Origin of the sequence: Klebsiella sp. C360 (assembly GCF_048822415.1) — a bacterium.
GTDB classification, from domain to species: Bacteria; Pseudomonadota; Gammaproteobacteria; order Enterobacterales; family Enterobacteriaceae; genus Klebsiella; species Klebsiella quasipneumoniae.
On sequence record NZ_JBMEZZ010000003.1, the window covers coordinates 595111 to 615909 of the forward strand.

At 55.6% G+C, this 20799-nt stretch carries 19 protein-coding genes; 9 read left to right on the forward strand and 10 right to left on the reverse strand.

What is annotated here, in order from left to right:
- Positions 1 to 63: 63 nt before the first annotated feature.
- Positions 64 to 1272: an MFS transporter gene (locus ACOI7D_RS11805; RefSeq protein WP_109547333.1), complete on the reverse strand. Its 1209-nt coding sequence runs from the start codon at positions 1270 to 1272 to the stop codon at positions 64 to 66.
- 103 nt (positions 1273 to 1375) lie between these two features.
- Between ACOI7D_RS11805 and ACOI7D_RS11810 the strand changes: the two genes are divergently transcribed.
- Positions 1376 to 2281, forward strand: a complete 906-nt coding sequence (locus ACOI7D_RS11810; protein ID WP_109547334.1) for a LysR family transcriptional regulator — start codon at positions 1376 to 1378, stop codon at positions 2279 to 2281.
- A gap of 187 nt (positions 2282 to 2468) precedes the next feature.
- On the opposite strand, the gene ACOI7D_RS11815 is transcribed toward ACOI7D_RS11810, so the two are convergent.
- From ACOI7D_RS11815 to ACOI7D_RS11845, 7 genes are all read right to left on the reverse strand, one after another.
- On the reverse strand, positions 2469 to 2897 hold the full coding sequence (locus ACOI7D_RS11815; protein ID WP_109547335.1) for a cell envelope integrity TolA C-terminal domain-containing protein: 429 nt from the start codon (positions 2895 to 2897) through the stop codon (positions 2469 to 2471).
- Between the two features lie 142 nt (positions 2898 to 3039).
- Positions 3040 to 4152 (reverse strand): M20 family metallopeptidase, encoded by a 1113-nt coding sequence (locus tag ACOI7D_RS11820; protein ID WP_105490604.1) that lies wholly within the window; start codon positions 4150 to 4152, stop codon positions 3040 to 3042.
- Positions 4152 to 4907, reverse strand: a complete 756-nt coding sequence (locus tag ACOI7D_RS11825; RefSeq protein ID WP_109547336.1) for a glutamine amidotransferase — start codon at positions 4905 to 4907, stop codon at positions 4152 to 4154. Before ACOI7D_RS11825 ends, ACOI7D_RS11820 begins: the two co-directional genes overlap by 1 nt.
- Positions 4908 to 4921: 14 nt before the next feature.
- The gene (locus tag ACOI7D_RS11830; RefSeq protein WP_109547337.1) at positions 4922 to 6001 is read right to left on the reverse strand and encodes a phosphotriesterase family protein; all 1080 of its coding nucleotides are present in this window, start codon (positions 5999 to 6001) and stop codon (positions 4922 to 4924) included.
- A 3-nt stretch (positions 6002 to 6004) separates the two neighbouring features.
- The gene (locus tag ACOI7D_RS11835; protein ID WP_162543122.1) at positions 6005 to 7006 is read right to left on the reverse strand and encodes an ABC transporter permease; all 1002 of its coding nucleotides are present in this window, start codon (positions 7004 to 7006) and stop codon (positions 6005 to 6007) included.
- An 18-nt stretch (positions 7007 to 7024) separates the two neighbouring features.
- Positions 7025 to 7771, reverse strand: a complete 747-nt coding sequence (locus ACOI7D_RS11840; protein WP_072199055.1) for an ATP-binding cassette domain-containing protein — start codon at positions 7769 to 7771, stop codon at positions 7025 to 7027.
- Positions 7772 to 8151: 380 nt separating this feature from the next.
- Positions 8152 to 9174 carry a LacI family DNA-binding transcriptional regulator gene (locus ACOI7D_RS11845; RefSeq protein ID WP_032428845.1) on the reverse strand — a complete coding sequence of 341 codons (1023 nt, stop codon included), beginning with the start codon at positions 9172 to 9174 and terminating at the stop codon, positions 8152 to 8154.
- Between the two features lie 345 nt (positions 9175 to 9519).
- Between ACOI7D_RS11845 and ACOI7D_RS11850 the strand changes: the two genes are divergently transcribed.
- Complete coding sequence (locus ACOI7D_RS11850; RefSeq protein ID WP_023289707.1) at positions 9520 to 10473, forward strand: substrate-binding domain-containing protein; 954 nt, start codon at positions 9520 to 9522, stop codon at positions 10471 to 10473.
- A gap of 1 nt (position 10474) precedes the next feature.
- On the opposite strand, the gene ACOI7D_RS11855 is transcribed toward ACOI7D_RS11850, so the two are convergent.
- A complete protein-coding gene (locus tag ACOI7D_RS11855; RefSeq protein ID WP_109547339.1) occupies positions 10475 to 11347 on the reverse strand; it encodes a PfkB family carbohydrate kinase in 873 nt (290 codons plus the stop codon).
- A 26-nt stretch (positions 11348 to 11373) separates the two neighbouring features.
- On the opposite strand from ACOI7D_RS11855, the gene ACOI7D_RS11860 reads away from it, so the two are divergent.
- From ACOI7D_RS11860 to lysM, 3 genes are all read left to right on the forward strand, one after another.
- Positions 11374 to 12219: a BtpA/SgcQ family protein gene (locus ACOI7D_RS11860; RefSeq protein WP_023289705.1), complete on the forward strand. Its 846-nt coding sequence runs from the start codon at positions 11374 to 11376 to the stop codon at positions 12217 to 12219.
- Complete coding sequence (locus ACOI7D_RS11865) at positions 12219 to 12863, forward strand: TenA family protein (RefSeq protein WP_064154604.1); 645 nt, start codon at positions 12219 to 12221, stop codon at positions 12861 to 12863. The genes ACOI7D_RS11860 and ACOI7D_RS11865 overlap by 1 nt, the downstream gene beginning before the upstream one ends.
- A gap of 357 nt (positions 12864 to 13220) precedes the next feature.
- On the forward strand, positions 13221 to 13670 hold the full coding sequence (gene lysM / locus ACOI7D_RS11870; RefSeq protein ID WP_023289703.1) for a peptidoglycan-binding protein LysM: 450 nt from the start codon (positions 13221 to 13223) through the stop codon (positions 13668 to 13670).
- 143 nt (positions 13671 to 13813) lie between these two features.
- On the opposite strand, the gene pgtP is transcribed toward lysM, so the two are convergent.
- Positions 13814 to 15205 carry a phosphoglycerate transporter PgtP gene (gene pgtP, locus ACOI7D_RS11875; protein WP_023289702.1) on the reverse strand — a complete coding sequence of 464 codons (1392 nt, stop codon included), beginning with the start codon at positions 15203 to 15205 and terminating at the stop codon, positions 13814 to 13816.
- Between the two features lie 406 nt (positions 15206 to 15611).
- Here pgtP and pgtC point away from each other — a divergent pair, with 406 nt between their 5' ends.
- From pgtC to ACOI7D_RS11895, 4 genes are all read left to right on the forward strand, one after another.
- Positions 15612 to 16832, forward strand: a complete 1221-nt coding sequence (gene pgtC / locus ACOI7D_RS11880; RefSeq protein WP_087824279.1) for a phosphoglycerate transport regulator PgtC — start codon at positions 15612 to 15614, stop codon at positions 16830 to 16832.
- The gene (gene pgtB / locus ACOI7D_RS11885) at positions 16829 to 18838 is read left to right on the forward strand and encodes a two-component system sensor histidine kinase PgtB (protein WP_109547341.1); all 2010 of its coding nucleotides are present in this window, start codon (positions 16829 to 16831) and stop codon (positions 18836 to 18838) included. The genes pgtC and pgtB overlap by 4 nt, the downstream gene beginning before the upstream one ends.
- A complete protein-coding gene (gene pgtA, locus ACOI7D_RS11890; RefSeq protein ID WP_109547603.1) occupies positions 18828 to 20078 on the forward strand; it encodes a two-component system response regulator PgtA in 1251 nt (416 codons plus the stop codon). The genes pgtB and pgtA overlap by 11 nt, the downstream gene beginning before the upstream one ends.
- 218 nt (positions 20079 to 20296) lie before the next feature.
- Positions 20297 to 20635 (forward strand): hypothetical protein, encoded by a 339-nt coding sequence (locus ACOI7D_RS11895; RefSeq protein ID WP_060590640.1) that lies wholly within the window; start codon positions 20297 to 20299, stop codon positions 20633 to 20635.
- The last annotated feature ends 164 nt before the right edge of the window (positions 20636 to 20799 follow it).

A 20799-nucleotide genomic window follows, 5' to 3' on the forward strand; every position in this document is an offset into this window, starting at 1 on the left:
CATTTAGCGACCACACCAGGGTCAATGATAATTTTTAATGCCCAGGGCAGGGCGCGCCATGTTCTACCAAGTGGTGCACCGATCGGGCGGGATCGTCCGCTTAGCCAGTTTCTTTTGCAAAATGATGATAATGATTGGGGATCCTGATGCGGAAATTGCACATAGCGCCAGCAACCTGTCCATATTCTGGAGCGCCATGCGATGGTCAGGTAACAGAAAAGCGGACAGGAAAAATGCGGCAGTCGTCATCAGATACATCATGGACGTCTGTAATGAAGAGAATCCCGCTCGTTGGTTGTTATCAGGAAACTGAATCGTAACCGCCGAAGATGAAACCAGACGACTGTAAGCTGCCCCGAGAAATAACGTCATAAACAGCGCCGGATGCGGATAGCCCAGGAAGGGTATCAGCAAGCTCAGAATAAAAACGAGGGTTGACCCGGTCGCCAAACTCAATGCAGAAAAACGAGAGGTTAATGCCCCTGTCATTCTTGTAGACAGATACCCCGCCAGTCCCCCGCCGAAGAACAGCCAGGGCAGCAGGCCTTCAGAAGCCCCCAACAGCTGCGTCATTAACGGCGCCAGAACAGGAATGATCAGCATTGGACTAAACTGTACCAGCGCATTACCGGAAGCAAACAGTAAAGTATCAACATCGAGGGGCAGCGCGTAAGACGTGTCGAAAGTGACGGGGTCCTGAGGGATGACAGTGACGATCAATGGCAATGCCAACAAACAGAGCGTGCTGATTAACCACAACGCGACATGCCAACCGTAATGAGTACACAAAAATAATATAGCGGGCATCCCCACAACGCTTACCAGCGAAAATGACGCAATCACCGTCGCCAACATTTTTCCGCGCAAGTCAGCCGGCGTGTGGTTTATCAACATACCGATCCCCACACCCATTGTCGTCCCTCCAACCAGCCCTGCGAAGAATCGCAAGGTAAGAAGAAGAGGAAAACTGGTTATGAATGTTGTCAACAGTGTCGCCATGGCTAGCAGCACCATATTAGCGATAAGAAAACGCTTCTTATTGCAATGGTCAACCCAGTAAAAGGCGATAATTCCCGACAGGACGGCTCCAGAGGTGTACATACCGGATACATAGCCTGAGAAGGAGACGGGAACAGCGAAATCCGCAGCCATAAATGTAAAAACAGGACTGAACATCATATATTCCAGCGCATTAGTAAACTGCACAAAAGCGATGACCAGCGCTATCCGTATCAGCGCCTTTTGATTAAATGTTGTGGTGACCCGTGGCATAGCAAGCGACCTGTTGATGAAAGATAACCTAGCTTAACTGCTATCAAACTTATCGATTAGATGGTAAAAATGGCACTCATTATTATCATATGTGGGATAGTTGATGCGGCCAGTTCTTGATTTTAATGCGCTGAAAGTCTTCATCGCTGTAGTTGAAAGAGACAGTTTTGTGGGGGCTTCGAAAGCCCTTGAAATGCCGGCATCAAATGTGAGCCGTTGCATTGCTCAGCTAGAAGACAAACTGAATCTTCAGCTTATTGAACGCAGTACCCGACATATGAAACTCACTCAGGCGGGGCATCTACTCTATACCCGGGCGAAGCCATTACTGGAAGCGCTTGAGCAAACTGAAACCGAATTAACGTTGCGGCAAATGCAATTCAAAGGGCCATTACGTATCTGTATTCCCAATGAAATCGGTCCTGCACTGCTGGGCGCTATTGTTGCCGATTTCGCCTGTCAGCATCCGGACCTGGAGATAAGTTGCGTCACCAATTTGTCTGGTTATGAATCCCTGCGCGATGATCTGGATCTCGCTGTCATTGTGAGTCGTGGTCAGATGGATGACAGTGACTACATAGCCCGTCATCTGGTGACCATCCCTTGCACCATCGTTGCGGCCCCCTCCGTTATCCAGCGTTATGGCACGCCTTCTCGTATACAGCAATTTGAAGAATTGCCCTGTATTACAACGGTAAATGCGCTTAAAGGCGCTCCCTGGCAGTTTGTGAATAAAAAGGGCGGATTCGAGACGATTAAAGTGAACGGTCGTTATCGGGTCAACAGCGGGGAGATGGCAGGGCGAGCGGCCCTCTCAGGCGTCGGTTATGCCATCCTGTCGAAACAAGCCTGCCAGCCCTATATTGACGATGGCCGGTTAATCGAAATTGAATTTGAACAATCGGCGGCCCCCTTGCAATTGTTCGCCCTGTATTCCGATCGGCGTTATTTGCCGGCAAAAACAAGAGCGCTTATTGATTTCATGCATCAGAGATTGAGTCATGAATAAGAGGCCATCATCAGCGCACCTGGATGCGCTGTCCCGTTCAGCCGGCGCTCTTGCCGCTCATCACCTCGACTCAAGCACCATTGAATCATTCCTCGCTGATCGCCAAAAAGCGTCTGTTAGGCATGCTGTCAGCTTATCTTTTTAGCCATTGCCTTGGCGATGGCCGGGGCGCTTTCTACGAACAAGCTCAGGCCTTCAAGTCCAGAACGACATGGCTGAATGTTTGATAGGTTTTTTCATCTGGCGCAGGCGGAATTTTGGCGACTTTCAGCGCGGACATCACCTGCGCGCAGAATGGCCGATCGCCGTTCTCGACCGCCGGATCCTGCACCGTCCCGTCACGCTGCAGGGTAAAGCGCACCGAGCATTTTTGCCCTTTCCAGGAGTCCGGCTGGTCTATGTTAGCGAAGATAGCCGCCTGGATCCGCGCCAGATAGCGTGAGGCATTGGCCTGCGGTGACGTGTCTGCACCCGTTTGATAATCGCGAAGTATCTTATCCACTTCTGCCGATATTTGAGCGTCTTCGGCGCTGTCCGGCGCAGAAGCATGACCCGAACAGGCGGAAAGGAGGAAAGAGAGGGTGCAAACGAGCACGGCGTTAATTTTCACGGACATAGTAAGCCTCCTTGCTGGTGATGAAACATTTCGTGTACGAGGCGGTTATCCTCTGTTATTCCGCGAGATTATTCAAACGCTGAATGCATGGTGTTCGCTTTAAGTGACACTGTCACACATTTTGGGCTTTCGTCGCGGACGGTTAGGCCATCCAGTCGCGAATCAGGTCACCGTATAGCCGTTCTGCCTCCGCCAGCCGGCTGAGCAGGCAGTACTCGTCGGTTTGATGAGCCATCGACGGCTCCCCGGGGCCGAGAATAATACAGGGCGGGTCGCCCAGGGCAGGCAGCAGCAGCGAGGCGTCGGTAAAGTAGGGCACCACGCGCGGCGTAACCGGCTCAGCGTGCAGCGGCTGACAGCGTTGGTAAACCTGCTTAATCCATGCATGATCCTCCCGGCTCAGGACCGCAGGCAGGTCGACCAGCGTGGTGACCGTAACGCTTTCGCCCAGCAGCGTCGTCAAGCGCTCCCGGATAGCGGCGTGCTGTAAATTGGGCGCGCTGCGGATATCGACATCAAAACGCGTGCGGTCCGGTACGGAATTAATATTGAGTCCGCCCTCTATGCGTCCGACGTTGAGGGTGGGTTGCTTCATCAGCGGATGCGGCGCGCCCGGCGAAAAATGCTGGATCTTACCCAGCGCATCCGCCGCAAGATAGATAGCATTGATCCCCAGCTCCGGCATCGCGCCGTGGGCGGTTTTTCCCCGCGTTTCGCAGCGTAGCCAGAGGGCGCCTTTATGGCCGATAACCGGGTAGTTGGCGGTGGGCTCACCGACGATCAGCGCGCCCACCTCTGGCAACGTCTCGGAGGCGATCAGCGCCCGCGCGCCGTCGCAGCCGGTCTCTTCTCCGCCGGTGATCAGCAATAGTGCGCCGCGCCCGGCGCGAATCGTTTGCTGCTGATGAACGCAGGCGACGGCAAATGCCGCTATCGCCGCTTTCATGTCGCTCGACCCGCGTCCATAAAGACGCCCGTCTTCCATCTGCGCACCGAAAGGATCGTACTGCCAGCGGGCATTTCCCAGCGGGACGGTATCCAGATGTCCGGTAAAAGCCAGCGGTTTACCGCTCTTCGACCCGGGCAGCCTGGCGATAAGATTGCAGCGTCCCTCGCCGAATGACGACAGCGACACCTCAAAACCGCTATCGGCAAGCCAGTCGGCGAAGAACCGCATGCAGTCGGCTTCGCTGCCGGGCGGGTTGATGGTGTTAAAGCCCAGCAGCTGCCGGGCGAGCTCAAGGGTAGCGGTCATCAGCGGCGTTCCGTCAGCCAGTCGAGGCAGTTAATCCACAGCTGGCGATAGCCGGGCCATTTGGCAAACTCTTCCGGCAGCCAGTGCGCCGACATGTCGCTGGTCCACACCAGCGAGCGCCCCCGCTGATATTCGCGAATGGCCAGCAGAGGATGATCGGTACCGGCCACGGTCGCCAGCAGTTTACCTTCCGGATGCATTTCAACCTCGTTATAGCCCAGCAACCACGGCCATTCGCCCGGAATATCGTTAAACAGGGGGTGAGATCCCGCCACTTCAGCAAAGCAGCCTTCCGGGGTTTCAATGCGATCGTCCCAGGCCAGGCAGCAAACCGGCAGCACTTTCTCCACCGCGGTATTACGGTAGCGTGCGCCGCCGTTGATCCCCTGGAAGCTGTAATAGCCGCCGATCATCATCAGCGCCCCCCCGCCGGCCACGTAATCATGCAGGAGCGTTAGACGGTTGGCGGTGCGGCGGCTCTTCAGCCAGGTGTCCGGATGCAGCAGCAGCGTATTGGCGCCGATATCCGAAAGGATGATCGCATCCCAGTGTTCCAGCGCTTCCAGCGTCAGCGGAAAGTCTGTCGCCGCCGCGTGGGCGGGCATATAGGTAATGGCATAGGGACTGTCGGCGAGCGCGGCCAGAAAATCCGTTGCGCCGGTGTGCCAGGTGGCGGTGGCAAACTGGTCGAAGCCTTTAACGTGCGTTGAGGTGCTGGTCCAGGACTCACCGACCAGTAAGATTTTTTTCTGCATGATGACGTTTCCTTTTATCCGCCAAAGACCCGCTGGGGGTTTCCAATCATTAAGGTTTCAAGCTGTTCGCCGCTGACGCCGTGGCGCCGCAGACGCGGAACAAAATGCTTGAGTATGTAGCCGTAACCGTGGCCGCCGTAGCGGGTGAGCATGGTTTTCAGGAAGACATCCTGCGACAACAGAATGTGCTGGATATAGCCGTCGTCAATTAACTCGCGGATCGCGCGGGCGTTTTCCTCGTCGGAGGGCGACTGCGCTGACTCGTCGGCGTAGTAATAGCTCATGCCAATCATGTCGTATTCGAGAAATGCTCCGCGCTGCGCCAGTTCGCGCTGGTAGCGCTTATCGGCAAAGCTGGGGTTCATATGGCACAGCACGGTATGGCGTAAATCGGCGCCTTCCTGCTCGAGAATATCCAGCACCCGATGACCCAGCCGCTCCCAGCCCGGCAGATGGACCTCGATCGGTACGCCGGTCGCGGCGCTGGCCCGACCCGCAGCGCGCAGGGATTTCTCCTCATCCGGCGTAAAACGGCTGGAGATACCGATTTCGCCGATAAGCCCGGCGAGTATCTCCGGTTTCTCCTCCGCGCCGCCAAGATCGTAAATCAGCCGTTCGGTCAGCTGTTCAACGCTGCTGGTCCTTACCCACTCGGGGTGCGAAGGCTCCAGATAGAGCCCGGTGCCCATAATAATGTTCAGACCGGTCAGACGCGCGATGCGCGCCAGCGCTTTCGGATCGCGGCCAATACCGATATTGGTCGGGTCGACCACGGTTTCGCCGCCAAGGGCGCGATATTTAGTGAGTTCCTCAATCGCAACGTCGACATCAAACAGCTGACAGTTATCGCGGCTCATCAACGGATTCAGCGACAGTTCGCCAAGGTTTTCCATTTTCACCGGCATTTCGGCAAGATGGCGATCGCTACAGCAGCAGGGCGGCACCCATTTGCCGGAGGCATCCAGCAGAATATGCTCATGCATCAGGGTGACGCCCATTTCGTTAATCGGCAGCGGGCCAAGCACTGTCATCACGTAACCGCTGCTGACGCCAACCGGCAGCGGTGAGGGATGACGAAAAATTGATCCGTTCATCAGCTATCCTTTTGCCGCGGAGCGCGTGGGGTTGAGAATGCGGGTGTTCAGCCAGATAGCCAGCAGGATAATGGTGCCGGTAGCTATCTGGGTGTAAAACGGCGAAATATGCGACAAGATCAGCCCGTTCTGAATGACCGCAATCGACAGCGCGCCCAGCAGCGTGCCGATAATGGTACCGAAGCCGCCAAACAGGCTGGTACTGCCGAGCACCACGGCGGCAATAACCTGCAGTTCAAAGCCTTCACCCTGGTTGGAGGAGCCGCTGCCGAGGCGAGCGGTAATGATCATTCCCGCCAGCGCGGCGGCCATGCCGCTGAGGATATAGACCTTCATCGTGACGGCTTTGGTGTTAATCCCGCTGCGTCGCGCGCCTTCGGCGTTGGCGCCGATAGCGGTCACGTAGCGACCAAAACGCATGTGATTAAGAACGATATGCCCGATCACCAGAATCAGAATGCCGAGCAGCGCGGGCATGGGGATACCGATTACCCACGCGCGTCCGATAAAGGTAAACAGGCTGTCAGCCGGAACCGGAATCGAATAACCCTGAGTGATCAGCAGCGCGATGCCGCGAACCACTGCCAGAGTGGCGAGGGTGACGATAAACGCCGGAATCCCTTCATAGGCAATAAAGAAGCCGTTGATGGCGCCAACGACGCCGCCGAGCAGCAGGCCGCCGAGCAGTACCACCGGCCACGGCAGCCCCCAGCTATTCAGGGCGATAGCGGAGAGTGCGCCGACCAGCGCCAGGGTAGAGCCCACCGACAGATCGATACCGCCGGTGGTAATCACCAGGGTCATCGCCGTCGCGACGATCAGCAGCGGGGCGCTCTGACGGATGATATTCAGCCAGTTGGTGCCGGTGAGAAAGTTGCTGGTGATCAGCGAAAACACCACGCAGCAGAAGACGAAAAAGAGCGCGATGCTGACCACGCCCGAGTGGTTATGCAGCAGGCGGCGCGGCAGCGAATGCTGGATCATGCGGGAGCTGCTTAAGTTCATGATACTCATCCTGTTACCTCAATGTGCAGCCGCAGAGCGGGCGGTGAATTTTTCGCCCACAATCAGGTTAACGATATCGTTCAGGCTGGTGTCGGACACCCGCCTGTCAGCGACATTGGTACCTTCATACATCACCATGATCCGGTCACACACCAGGAACAGGTCCTGCAGGCGGTGGGTAATCAGAATCACGCTCACCCCGCGAGCGGAAACGCGGCGAATGAGTTCCAGCACCGCTTCGACCTCCGCGACGGCCAGCGCGGCGGTGGGTTCATCCATAATCAGCACTTTCGGGTCAAAGGCCGCCGCGCGGGCGATGGCAATAGCCTGGCGCTGGCCGCCGGAGAGATTTCGCACCAGCAGGCGGGTATCCGGAATAGAGATCCCCAGCCCTTTAAGCATCTCTCTGGCATCGGCGTGCATTTTGGCCTCGTCGAGAAAGGGAATACCGAGGACCGATTTCATCGGCTCACGGCCCATAAACAGATTGCCCGCGACGTCGACCGTGTCGCAGAGCGACAGATCCTGATAGACCATCTCGATATGGCAGCGGCGCGAATCGGCCGGATTGGTAAACTGCTGCTGTTCACCGTCGATACGAATCGTGCCGCTGGAGGGGATCACCGCGCCAGAGAGCACTTTGGTGAGGGTGGATTTCCCCGCGCCGTTATCGCCCACTAAACCCAGCACTTCGCCCGGGGCCAATTCGAGGTTAACGCCGCGCAATGAACGTATCGACCCGTAGGTCTTGGTGATATTGATCATCTCCACCCTTGGCGGGGTAGTTTGTGGCTGCTGCATCTGATAACTCCCATCGCTATTGCCGGGAAAATGTTCGCCATCCTGCGGGAGAGACTCTATCCGACACGGTTTACAATCTAGTAAACCGGTTTACCTGCGGAACAGAGCCCTCGCCAGTACAGTCAGGACAAACGCTATGTAAGATATTTGTTCGCCAGTAAGAACATTGCAGCATCCGTGCCAGGGCAGGAACAACACAGCAGCCCTGTAACTTAACCTTATGTATTCAATAGGTTTTATTGATTACGATCCGGTAAACCGGTTTACTGATTATAGTGAATAAATTGTTAATTGATCGTTTTTTGCGCCAAAACCGGGCGCTTTTGCGTCATTATGGGACATGCTTAACAGATCTTGATCGAGTCGCGACCAATCCATTCAACCGGCAGGCGGGTTTCCGCAGGGATATCCGGATCGTCGTTTAGCAGGCGCATCATGATGTGCACCGCGGTGCGCCCCAGTTCCCGGGCGGGCTGGCGGATAGTGGAGATCCGCGGCTGGGTAAAATCGGCATAATTGGCGTCATCGAAGCCGACTAGCGAAAGCGCCTCCGGCGCCTGGAGCCCGCTGGCGCGTAGACCGTCAAGCAGACCGAGCACCAGATAGTCGCTGGCCGCGAAGACGGCGGTAGGGCGAACCGGTTGGCTGAAGAGGTGCCGCAGCGCCTGCTGGCCAAACTCGCGCTGATAGTCGCCGTACATCACCCATTCGGGCGGCCAGCTCAGGCCGGCTTGCTCCATCGCGGTGCAAAAACCCTGATAGCGCTCACGGACGCTCATCAGTTTGTCCGGGCCGCCGACGAAAGCGATATGACGATGCCCGGCGGCGATCAGTTTTTCGGTGGCGATGCGCCCGCCCTGGACGTTATCGGCAAATACTTTTGGAACCTGACTCCCGGGAATATCTTCATCCAGCAGGACAATGCGTTCGTGACGCTGGATCTCCTTGCGCAGCAGGCCGTTATCGGGGCGGTTGGTGGTGAACAGCAGACCGTCTACCTGGCAGGTATCCAGCCAGCGGATGAACTGGCACTCTTTTTCCGGGTTGTTGCGGGTGATACACAACACCAGGCTGTAGCCGCTGGCAGAAGCGGCCTCTTCGGCAGCGTCGGCCAGCTCGGCAAAGAAGGGGTTGGTAATGTCGGGGAGCACCAGGCCGAGCGTCTCGCTGCCGCCTTTACTCAGACGGCGCGCCAGGCTATTGCCGCGATAGTCCAGTTCGCGAATGGCGGTTTCGATACGGTCGATGGTGTCCTGCGGCAGCACAATACTGTTGTTCATATAGCGCGACAGGGTCGCTTTCGACAGCCCCGCCAGCTTTGCCACATCAGATAACAATACGCGTTTTATACTCATTTCCTGCGCCATCTCTGCCAGAATCGGCTATCTGTAACATAGTTAAGCGCGGTGGATACAGCAATTTCTCTGTGCGTAATAACCGAAAATAAATGCTTGACAAATTTTAATCAGCAGAGAATTGTATAGGCAGTTTACCGCATCATCCGGGAAGTCATTCCCAAACCCGTTTAAGTCATTCCAGTCGCGCACCGACACGGACCGGTTGCCGGGATGACATTAAGCAGGTATCCGCCGAACGATCGATGATTGTTCTGGCCATATAGACGATATTTGCCCGCCAAAAAAATAATCCTTCTGCGTTCGCATGCGGCGCGGAACTCTGCTGGCTATCAACTATTCCCGACGAGGATACTGATGATGTTATTTCACACCGGAAAACTGCGTTTACTTGCTGTCGCCACGACCATGCTGGCATCGATGAGTTTTATTTCTGCCGCCAGCGCTGCCGGTCCGACTTATGCGCTGGTGCAAATCAATCAGCAGGCGCTGTTCTTTAATTTGATGAATAAAGGCGCGCAGGATGCGGCTAAGGCCAGCGGCAAGGATTTAGTTATTTTCAATTCTAACGATAATCCCGTGGCGCAAAACGACGCGATAGAAAACTATATTCAGCAAGGCGTTAAAGGCATTCTGGTCGCCGCTATCGACGTTAACGGAATTATGCCAGCGGTAAAAGAAGCCGCCGCCGCTAACATTCCGGTGATTGCGATTGATGCCGTATTACCGGCCGGACCACAGGCGGCCCAGGTCGGCGTGGACAATATTGAAGGCGGCAGAATTATTGGTAAATATTTTGTGGACTACGTGCAGAAAGAGATGGGTGGCAAGGCGAGGGTGGGGATTGTCGGCGCGCTGAATTCGGCCATCCAGAACCAGCGGCAGAAAGGGTTCGAAGAGACGCTAAAAAGCAATCCGAACATTACCATCGCTAACGTGGTCGACGGGCAGAACGTGCAGGATAAAGCGATGACCGCGGCGGAAAACCTGATCACCGGCAACCCGGATCTGACAGCAATCTATGCCACCGGCGAACCCGCGCTGCTCGGCGCTATCGCCGCCGTAGAAAACCAGGGGCGGCAGAAGGATATTAAAGTGTTTGGCTGGGATCTGACGGCGAAGGCGATTTCCGGTATTGACGGCGGCTACGTAACCGCCGTCCTGCAGCAGGATCCGGAAAAGATGGGCGCCGAAGCCCTGAATGCGCTGAACAGCATCACGTCGGGAAAAACCGTGCCGAAAACCATTCTGGTTCCGGCGACGGTGGTGACCAAAGCGAACGTCGATGCTTACCGTCCGCTGTTTAAGTAGGTCAACGCGCGCCGTCCTGGGTTAACAGGGCGGCGAGCTCATGGCTACCGGGAAACGCGCTGAGCGTTCCCCGGCGGCTAACGGTTATGGCGGCAGCGCGGCTGGCGTGCGCCAGCGCCAGGTCATCCGGCGCGACGCCGCGCAGCAGGGCGGAGGCCAGCATGACGGCGAGGAACGTATCGCCTGCGCCGGTCGTATCGAGCGCCTCGGCGGGCACGGCGGGACAAAACTGGCGCTGTCCCGCCTGAACCAGCCAGGCGCCAGCGGCGCCCTGGGTTATCACTAAGGTTTTCACCCCATAGGGCTGAAGCAGCTCGGCCTCGGATTCATTGACTACCGCGATGTCGATGAGCGGCCACAGATGGCAAAAGTCAGGATTGACGGGCGAGGGGTTGAACACCGTTGTCATGCCGAGAGTTTTGGCGTACCGGAACAGCGCCCGCGTTTTATCGAGGGAGAAATTGCCCTGCTGCAGCAGAATATCGCCGGCGGCGGCATCCGCCATATGCGGAATAATATCCTCAAGGCTGAAGGCGTCGGCAGCCGCCGTCGTGGTAATGATGGCATTGTCGCCATCAGCGCTATTTAAAATAATCGAGGTGTCGCTATGTTGATTGAAAGGGTCGTCGGGAAGTAAGGTCAGTGGTTCATTTTTTATCTGCTGGCGGATCCAGACGCCGTTGCTGTCATTTCCCGTGGCGGCAATTAAACGCGTCTCTATTCCACAGCGGGATAATATAATCGCCTGATTCGCGCCTTTACCGCCGATATCTTGCGAAACTTTAACGCCGTGAATGGAAGTGCCTTTTTTTGGTATATCCGGAATGGACCAGGTTTCATCGACGGCAATATTACCGGTAACGTAAACACGCATAGTGTTCCCTTAACAGGATGGATAAGATGGTTGCTATCTCAGCAGAAAAAACCAATGCAATACAAGCTATTTTTTCACGAAACAAAGCCGTTATTGGCGTTATTCATTGCGATCCTTTTCCTGGCGCGCCTAAATATCGAGGAAAATCAGTCTCCGATATTGTTGAGCGTGCGCTTCGCGATGCTGAAAATTATATTTCAGGCGGTGTTCATGGTCTGATTATTGAAAACCACGGCGATATTCCGTTTTCCAAACCTGAGGACATCGGCCATGAAACCTCCGCGCTGATGGCGGTCATTACCGAGAAAGTTCGTGAGCGGTTTGCGGTCCCGCTGGGTATTAACGTCCTGGCTAACGCGGCGATCCCGGCGATGGCCATCGCGCTGGCGGGCGGCGCCGATTTCGTCCGCGTCAACCAGTGGGCCAACGCCTATATCGCCAACGAAGGATTTATCGAAGGGGCGGCCGCAAAGGCGCTGCGCTACCGCAGTATGCTGCGCGCTGAGCATATTCGCGTTTTTGCCGATAGCCATGTCAAGCACGGTAGCCATGCCATCGTCGCCGATCGTTCGATTCAGGAGCTGACGCGCGATGTCGATTTCTTCGAGGCCGACGCGGTGATCGCCACCGGCCAGCGCACGGGCGATAGCGCCACAATGGCGGAAATTGACGAGATCCGCGCGGCGACGGCGCTACCGCTCCTGGTGGGCTCCGGGGTAACGCCGGCTAACGTGAGGCAGATCCTCGGGCGGACCCAGGGGGTCATTGTGGCCAGTACGATGAAGGTCGATGGCGTCTGGTGGAACGATGTTGAGCTGGCCCGGGTGAAGCATTTTATGTCGGTCGCTCAGGCCGCGCTGGAGGAAGCCTAATGGAAGCGTTTAGCGAACGCCTGCTGCGCGAACATCAACCGGCGTGGCAGGCGATGCAGCAGCACCCGTTTGTCACTGATATTGAACAGGATCGACTGCCGACAGCGGTCTTCAACCGCTATCTGGTGTTTGAGGGCAATTTTGTCGCGACGGCCATCGCGATTGTTGCCCTCGGGGTCAGCAAAGCGCCGGGTATTCATCAGCAGCGCTGGCTGATTGGCGTTCTGAATGCCCTGGTTGATACGCAGATCGCGTGGTTTGAGCAGGTGTTGTCAGCGCGGCAGATCGATCCCGCTGAGTACCCGGATGATTTGCCCGGGGTACGGCGTTTTCGCGACGGTATGCTGCGGACCGCCCGCGAGGGCAGCTATGAGCAGATCGTGACCCTGATGTTCGGTGCGGAATGGATGTACTATCGCTGGTGCCGACGGGCGAGCGAACATCGACAGAGCGATGCTGATTTACGACGCTGGGTGGAAATGCACGCGGAGGACGAATTCTACCAGCAGGCGCTCTGGCTAAAGAACGAACTCGACCGTTGCGCCATGGCGCTGAGTGAAAAGGAAAAGCAGGCGCTGTCGGCGCTTTACGGTGAAGTACTGCAGTGGGAAATTGATTTCCATCACGCTGCATACGAGGAATAGCCGCGAGGTGACTCACAGGAGGCGCTGGAAGCGGCGTCTCCTGAAATCTTGCTCAGGTAGTCCGCGTCTTATCCGGGCATTGCCTCTCCAGCCATTGTACGACGAGGGGCCATCATTTCTCTGCATGGCAGGGGGGCTATGTCCGCTTCCATTTCGTGTCACCTTGCCGGAAGACAGACTTTCCTGCCGTAGTGGGGCAAATATCCTGCACTTTGACGCTTATTGATTATACTTTGATGGTGGCTTGTGCTGCTTCAGGCAGTTGACGCGAGGGCGGGTAGCAAACCAGCCCCCTGACATTGGGTCAACAGGTCCGATGATGATGTGATCATGTAACAGTCGAGGAGGTATGGAAAGATGGGATTATTAAGTTTTGTGAAAGAAGCGGGCGAGAAAATATGGGACGCCGTCTCCGGCGACAGTAAAGAAGAGCGGGCCGATAAACTGAAAAAACATATCGATGGTCTTAATCTGCCTGGCGCCGAAAAGGTCAATATTGATGTTGCGGACGATGGCACCGCCACGGTCACTGGCGATGTTGCTTCGCAGGAGGATAAGGAAAAAATTCTGGTAGCGGTCGGGAATGTCACTGGCGTAGGTCAGGTCAGTGACGGCGTTAAGGTGACGCAAAGCGGGGCGGAAAGTCGTTTTTACACGGTCAAATCCGGTGACACCCTGAGCGCTATCTCCAAAGCGATGTATGGCTCTGCCAATGATTATCAACGTATTTTTGAAGCCAATAAACCGATGCTGACGCATCCCGATAAAATCTATCCGGGTCAAGTGCTGATTATCCCGGCGAAGTAGGCCGTTCATTCCACTCAGCAGTAGCATCAGTGATGGCAGGGGTACTTGCTTTATACCGTCGTCGGGAGCAGCTGCGGACATCAATTCCTCTCTCAACGGCAAAAGAGCCAGCAAGCTGGCTCTTGTTTTCCCGGTTCAGGTGCTTACTGTGCGTCAGCCAGCGCCAGCCGGGCCTCTTCCTGCTCGCTGTTTTTACGCTGTTGCTCAAGCTCCAGCGCGCCGCGATGAGAAAGATAGCAGAACAGGATGCAGCAGACGATCCCGCCCATCAGCAGATAGAACCCGCCGTGCCAGCCCATTTTATCGACCATCACGCCGAACAGGCTGGTGCCTAACGAGGCGCCAAAGATATAGCTCATAAATCCGCGCAGGCCCACGGCGGAGCCAACGGCAAAGCTGGGGACGATCTCCATGGTCTGGACCGAGGCCAGAAACTGCGGGACGTAAATCAGGCAGCCCACAATCGCCGCAAATACCGTGACCATCAGCAGTGATTCGCTTTTCCAGTAGCCGATCAGACAGATGAAGATCAGCGCCATGCAGATCATGGCTAACGGCATCCGGCGGCCTTTGAACAGCTTATCGGAAAGCCAGCCGGCCAGCAGGGTTGACGGAATCGCCGCCCATTCAAAAAACAGGAAGGCGACGCTCATCTGCTCTTTAGAAAAATGTTTCACCGTCAGCAGGTAGATTGGCAGCCAGCTGATCATGCCGAAACGCACCATATAGACAAACACATCCACAAGGGAGACATACCAGGCGTTTTTGTTACGCAGGACGTAGGTGCAGAAGATCTGGAATGCGCTCATGTTCTCCGGCGCTTTCCGGGCGTGTTTGGTCTTCAGCACCACTTTCTCTTCCGGCATCATCTCTTCCAGCGAAGGCAGGCCCTCCTCGCGCGGCGAACCTTTACCCAGCACCAGTACGCTGATGGCGAATACCACCGCCACGCAGGCCGGCACAATGTAGCTGGCGCTCTGCCAGTGCTCGGTACCGAGAATCGCAAACGCGGCGCCGACGATCGGGGCGACAATGCCGCCGCCGACGTTATGGGAAATATTCCAGAAAGCTCCTACGCGGCCACGCTCCCGGCGCGGAAACCAGTTCGCGATGGTAATGAAAGAGGGGCCGACCCCCATCCCCTGAAACAGGCCGTTCAGGACAACCAGCGCAGCAAAAACCCAGAATGCGGTGCTGAATCCTAACCCGACGTTGACGATGGCGCACAGTACGAGACCGCAGGCCATAAACACTTTCGGGCTGGCTTTATCCGCGAGGCTGCTCATCACGCCTTTACTGATCCCGTACGCGATGAGCATACAGCTGCTGAGCAAACCGATCTGCGTGGCGCTAAGATCTAACTGTTCTTTCAGATAGGGCGTGGATAAGGTGAAGTTATTGCGCACGATATAGTACGCCAGATATCCCAGAAATACGCTTAGCAGCGCCTGCATACGGTATCGACCATACGTTGCCTGAATTTTCTCAGCAGGAACTGTATTCGCCGACGGCCCTTTTTTTAATAATGATAACATGTCGTCACCTGTATTTTATATTGATGTGAACATCAGGAGCATTCGGCCTGAAGGGTGAAATAAGCGGCCGTAAAAAACAAATCGTCGAAATGAGTCAAAACTGACTCAAACTAATGAATTGATGGGTTGATTTTGACTCATATTGAATGAGCGAGAACCTGCGGAATTAATGTTGCGCTGATTTTATGTCCGGCTTGTGCGGACTCTAACAAATTACCCAATCATTATCTGGTAATCTTTAGCGATATTCCCGGGCGCCCGTTTGGCTATTTTTCCGCTCGCGGTGATTAATTCGCCAGCTGTCATAAACGGGTAAGTTTTGTCTCAACGTAATTTTTTTGGTATTTCAATATTTATGAACGGGATCACAAACATGTCTCTTCGTCGGGGCGGGATAGTGAGCAAAATGCTCGCGATGCTGCTGCTGACCGCCTGGCTGAGACCCTGTGCGGCGCAAAGCAATGAGCTGGTGATGGCGACGACATTTTCTCCCAGCGCCACCGTGTGGATTATCGATCGCTGGCAGAAAGAGCCGGGGTCAGTGACGATCAGGACGCTCAACCGCACCAGCGCCTCGCTGGAACAGCTGCTAGACACGGCAAATGCCGAAAATGTCGATCTGATCCTGACCTCGTCGCCGATGCTGCTGCAGCATCTTCAGGAGCATAAAAAGCTGGCACCGTTCAGCGGTGCGCCGGCAGTCAGCCAACAACTGGTGCCGGAATCCATTCGCTCCACCTCCGTGGCCGTAGCGATTTCCGGGTTCGGTTTGCTGATTAATCGCCCGGCGCTGATGACACGGCACCTGCCTGCGCCAGCGGACTGGGATGATCTGACCGATCCCCGCTATCAGGGGGCGCTGCTGATGAGCAGTCCGTCGCGTTCGGATACCAACCATCTGATGGTGGAGTCGCTGCTGCAACAAAAAGGCTGGATTAAGGGATGGGCAACGCTGTTGATGAGTGCGGGAAATCTCGTGACCATTTCATCCCGCAGTTTTGGGGTGGCGGATAAGATTAAAAGCGGCCTGGGCGTGGCCGGTCCGGTGATTGATAACTACGCCAATCTGCTGATGAACGATCCGCACCTGGCTTTTACCTATTTCCCGCAGTCGGCGGTTTCGCCGACCTATGTCGCGGTGCTTAAAAACAGCCAGCACGCCAGCGAGGCGCGGCGGTTTATTCGCTATCTGTTAAGCCCGGAGGGCCAGACGATCCTCGCCGATGCCAATACCGGGAAATACCCTGTAACGCCCCTGGCGACGGGCAATCCGCGGGCGGCGCAGCAGGCGGTGCTGATGAATCAACCGCCATTGAACTATCGGCTGATCCTCAAACGCCAGCGCCTGGTGCAACGGATGTTCGATACGGCGATCAGCTTTCGTCTTGCTCAGCTAAAAGATGCCTGGCGAGCGCTGCATAGCGCGGAGGCCCGTCTCAAGCGTCCGCTGCCCGAGATTCGCGCGTTGCTGACCCGTGTGCCGGTCGATCCGGCGAGCAGCGAGGATGAAGCCTGGCTGGCTCAGTTCGACAATAAGAGCTTCGCGGAACAGCAGATGATGGAGTGGCAGCTCTGGTTTCTCAACAATCAGCGGCAGGCGATTAATAAACTGGAAGAACTGAAATGATGGGCAGGTCCATACTGCAACGTCTGCGACAAATCAGTATCAGTAGCAGCCTGCGCGGGGCTTTTCTGATGGGGGCGCTGCTGACGCTGATTGTCAGCAGCGTCAGCCTCTATTCATGGCATGAGCAAAGTTCGCAGATCCGCTATTCGCTGGATGAGTATTTTCCGCGCATCCATTCGGCTTTTCTGATTGAAGGGAATCTCAACCTGGTGGTCGATCAACTCAATGAATTTCTGCTGGCGCCGAATACCACGGTACGCCTGCAGCTGCGCAACCAGATTATCCAGCATCTGGATAAAATAGAGCGGCTGAGCCAGGGGTTGTCGCCGGCAGAACGGCAGCAGCTGGCGGTGATCTTGCAGGACAGCCGCGCGCTGCTGGCGGAACTGGATCGCGTGCTCTACAACATGTTTCTGGTTCGCGAAAAGGTGGGAGAGCTTTCGGCGCGGATCGACTGGCTGCACGATGATTTCACCACCGAGCTGAATTCACTGGTGCAGGATTTTACCTGGCAACAGGGAACGCTGCTCGATCAGATTGAAGCCCGACAGGGGGATGCGGCGCAGTACCTGAAACGCTCCCGGGAAGTGCAGAATGAACAACAGCAGGTCTATACGCTGGCGCGTATTGAAAATCAGATCGTTGACGACCTGCGCGACAGGCTTAATGAACTGAAATCCGGGAATGATGACGGCATGCTGGTGGAGACGCATATCCGCTATCTGGAAAACCTGAAGAAAACGTCGGATGAAAATATTCGTGCGCTGGATGACTGGCCGAGCACCATTACCCTGCGACAAACGATCGATGAGCTGCTGGAAATTGGCATGGTGAAAAATAAGATGCCGGACACCATGCGCGACTACGTTACCGCGCAAAAAGCGCTCGTGGAAGCCAGCCGGGCCAGAGAAGCGACGCTGGGACGCTTCAGAACGCTGCTGGAAGCCCAGCTTGGCAGCAGTCACCAGCAGATGCAGATGTTTAATCAGCGTATGGGGCAGATTGTCCGGGTCAGCGGCGGGTTAATCCTGGTGGCGACGCTGCTGGCGCTGCTGCTGGCGTGGGGGCTGAACCATTATTTTATTCGCTCGCGGCTGGTGAAACGCTTTACCGCGCTGAATCAGGCGGTGGTGCAGATTGGTCTGGGCCAGACCGAAGCGACCATTCCGGTTTACGGGCGCGACGAGCTGGGACGTATTGCCGGTTTGCTTCGCCATACCCTGGGTCAGCTTAATGCGCAAAAACAGCAGCTTGAACAGGAGATAGGCGAGCGGAAAGCGATTGAGGCCGATCTGCGTGCCACTCAGGACGAGCTGATCCAGACCGCTAAACTGGCGGTGGTGGGGCAGACGATGACCACCCTGGCGCATGAGATCAATCAGCCGTTGAATGCGCTGTCGATGTATCTTTTTACCGCAGAAAGGGCAATCGAGCAGGGGCAGGCGGAGCAGGCGCGGACGACGTTAAGCAAAGCGGAAGGGCTGATCAACCGCATTGACGCGATTATCCGTTCCCTGCGCCAGTTTACCCGCCGCGCAGAACTGGAAACGCCGCTGCACCCGGTCGATTTGCGCCAGACCTTTACCGTGGCGTGGGAACTGCTGGCGATGCGCCATAAACCTCAGCAGGGGACGCTGCTGATACCGGATGACGCCGTCTGGATCCTGGGAGACGAAGTGCGTGTTCATCAGGTGCTGGTGAACGTGCTGTCAAATGCCCTTGATGCTTGCCCGCACGCAGCGCAAATCACCGTGAGCTGGCACATCCAGGGCGAAAGGCTGTGCGTGTTGATTGCCGATAACGGCCCCGGCTGGCCTGCGGCCTTACTCCCTTCGCTGTTAAAGCCGTTCACTACCAGCAAAGCCGTGGGACTGGGAATAGGGCTTTCGATATGTGTTTCGCTGATGACGCAAATGGAAGGGGCGTTGCGCCTGGCGTCGACGTTTACGCGCAGTGCCTGCGTGGTGCTGGAATTCAATTCGACGGATGTAAAAGATGTTGAGTAATCACTGTTCGATTCTGCTGATTGATGATGATGCCGATGTGCTGGATGCCTATACGCAGCTGCTTGAGCAAGCGGGGTATCAGGTCAGTGCCTGTAATAATCCTTTTGATGCGCGGGAACAGGTGCCAAAGGACTGGCCCGGCATTGTTTTAAGCGATGTCTGCATGCCCGGCTGCTCCGGAATCGATTTAATGACGTTGTTTCATCAGGATGACGATCTGCTGCCGATTCTGCTTATCACCGGTCACGGCGATGTGCCGATGGCGGTGGAGGCGGTGAAAAAAGGGGCCTGGGATTTCCTGCAAAAGCCGATCGATCCAGGCAAGCTGCTCACGCTGGTGGATGCCGCGCTGCGTCAGAGGCAATCGGTGATCGCCCGTCGCCAGTATTGTCAGCAAAAATTACAGGTTGAGCTTATTGGCCGCAGCCAGTGGACGGATCGGTATCGCCAGCGCCTTCAGCAGCTGGCAGAGACGGATATTGCGGTATGGCTTTACGGCGAGCCGGGAACCGGCCGGATGACCGGCGCGCGTTACCTGCACCAGTTAGGGCGTCACGCCGAAGGTCCGTTTATCTCCTGCGAACTCAACACGGCTAACGCCCACACGCTGAATGAACTGATCGCGCAAGCCCAGGGCGGGACGCTGGTCTTAAGCCACCTGGAGCATCTGTCTCACGGGCAACAGCATCATCTGGTACAGCTGCAGAGTCATGAGAAACGGCCTTTTCGCCTGATTGGTATCGGTAATGCTTCGCTGGTGGAGCTGGCAGCCAGCAGCCAGATAGTGGCGGAACTCTATTACTGCTTCGCGATGACGCAAATTGGCTGCCAGCCTCTGTCAAAGCGACCTGATGATATCGAGCCGCTGTTTCATCACTATTTGCAAAAAACCTGTCAACGGCTGAATCATCCCGTCCCCGAGGTGGATGCCTGTCTGTTGAAGGGGATGATGCGGCGGGTGTGGCCAAATAACGTTCGCGAACTGGCGAACGCCGCCGAGCTGTTTGCGGTGGGGGTATTACCGCTCGCGGAAACGGTGAATCCGCAGATGCTCGTCGGCGAACCGACGCCGCTGGATCGGCGGGTTGAGGAGGTCGAGCGGCAGATCATCACCGAAGCGCTGAATATCCACCAGGGACGTATTAATGAGGTGGCGGAGTATCTGCTGATACCGCGTAAAAAACTCTATCTCAGAATGAAGAAGTATGGCCTGAGTAAAGAGCACTACAAAGGGGTTTAGGCATGGCGCCAGACGATGGTTAATAATATCCTGAATGGTTCCTGCGCAGGAAAATAACGATGTTTTTACGCTAAAGGGGCAGGGAAGGGTGAACCCTTATGAATACCTGAAAAAAGAGGACACCATTTTTTAAATGGATTTTTTATATAGATTTGCAAAGGTGAAGAGGTAAAAACTTAAGCGCCTGTTATTTTTTTATTTTATAGAAGGAGTTCTGAGTGAAGCGCATTAACGAACGTGCCTGGGAAGTGTTTGGTATCTATGGAAGGGTTTGTGAAAACTGCTCCGGGGCGATCGCATTAAGCCTGTTGCAGGCGCTGGCGATGTTTGGTTGCCTTGAGAAAAGAGAGGCTGGCGGGTTAACGCTGTATTGCATTCTGACTTTCATCGCCGTTGTGGCGACGATCGGTTTTTTTGCCTCTCTGATAAGTATAGGAAGAACTATTCATATACAAAGTGAAGGTCATAAGGTAGCTGAATTCCTGATTTCCTGCGCTTTTTATCCGGTCGTTATCGGTATCCTGCTTTCGGCGCTTGCGACGCTTCAATCAATATAAGGTGACATCAGGCGTAAGGACCACAGAGCGATCTCCACGCCATCATTTGAAAGTGGCATGAATAGGTGAAGGTGGATTCCGATTTAACGAAACGAAGCTGCATCAGGGGGCTCGTCGCATCGTCGACATAGACCAGTGAGGTACAGGCGGGTGCACGGTTCTCC

Coding starts and splice junctions, on each gene's coding strand:
- ACOI7D_RS11805 (WP_109547333.1), bottom strand. CDS start 1,272: ATGCCACGGGTCACCACAACATTTAATCAAAAGGCGCTGATACGGATA.
- ACOI7D_RS11810 (WP_109547334.1), top strand. CDS start 1,376: ATGCGGCCAGTTCTTGATTTTAATGCGCTGAAAGTCTTCATCGCTGTA.
- ACOI7D_RS11815 (WP_109547335.1), bottom strand. CDS start 2,897: ATGTCCGTGAAAATTAACGCCGTGCTCGTTTGCACCCTCTCTTTCCTC.
- ACOI7D_RS11820 (WP_105490604.1), bottom strand. CDS start 4,152: ATGACCGCTACCCTTGAGCTCGCCCGGCAGCTGCTGGGCTTTAACACC.
- ACOI7D_RS11825 (WP_109547336.1), bottom strand. CDS start 4,907: ATGCAGAAAAAAATCTTACTGGTCGGTGAGTCCTGGACCAGCACCTCA.
- ACOI7D_RS11830 (WP_109547337.1), bottom strand. CDS start 6,001: ATGAACGGATCAATTTTTCGTCATCCCTCACCGCTGCCGGTTGGCGTC.
- ACOI7D_RS11835 (WP_162543122.1), bottom strand. CDS start 7,006: ATGAACTTAAGCAGCTCCCGCATGATCCAGCATTCGCTGCCGCGCCGC.
- ACOI7D_RS11840 (WP_072199055.1), bottom strand. CDS start 7,771: ATGATCAATATCACCAAGACCTACGGGTCGATACGTTCATTGCGCGGC.
- ACOI7D_RS11845 (WP_032428845.1), bottom strand. CDS start 9,174: ATGGCGCAGGAAATGAGTATAAAACGCGTATTGTTATCTGATGTGGCA.
- ACOI7D_RS11850 (WP_023289707.1), top strand. CDS start 9,520: ATGATGTTATTTCACACCGGAAAACTGCGTTTACTTGCTGTCGCCACG.
- ACOI7D_RS11855 (WP_109547339.1), bottom strand. CDS start 11,347: ATGCGTGTTTACGTTACCGGTAATATTGCCGTCGATGAAACCTGGTCC.
- ACOI7D_RS11860 (WP_023289705.1), top strand. CDS start 11,374: ATGGTTGCTATCTCAGCAGAAAAAACCAATGCAATACAAGCTATTTTT.
- ACOI7D_RS11865 (WP_064154604.1), top strand. CDS start 12,219: ATGGAAGCGTTTAGCGAACGCCTGCTGCGCGAACATCAACCGGCGTGG.
- lysM (WP_023289703.1), top strand. CDS start 13,221: ATGGGATTATTAAGTTTTGTGAAAGAAGCGGGCGAGAAAATATGGGAC.
- pgtP (WP_023289702.1), bottom strand. CDS start 15,205: ATGTTATCATTATTAAAAAAAGGGCCGTCGGCGAATACAGTTCCTGCT.
- pgtC (WP_087824279.1), top strand. CDS start 15,612: ATGCTCGCGATGCTGCTGCTGACCGCCTGGCTGAGACCCTGTGCGGCG.
- pgtB (WP_109547341.1), top strand. CDS start 16,829: ATGATGGGCAGGTCCATACTGCAACGTCTGCGACAAATCAGTATCAGT.
- pgtA (WP_109547603.1), top strand. CDS start 18,828: ATGTTGAGTAATCACTGTTCGATTCTGCTGATTGATGATGATGCCGAT.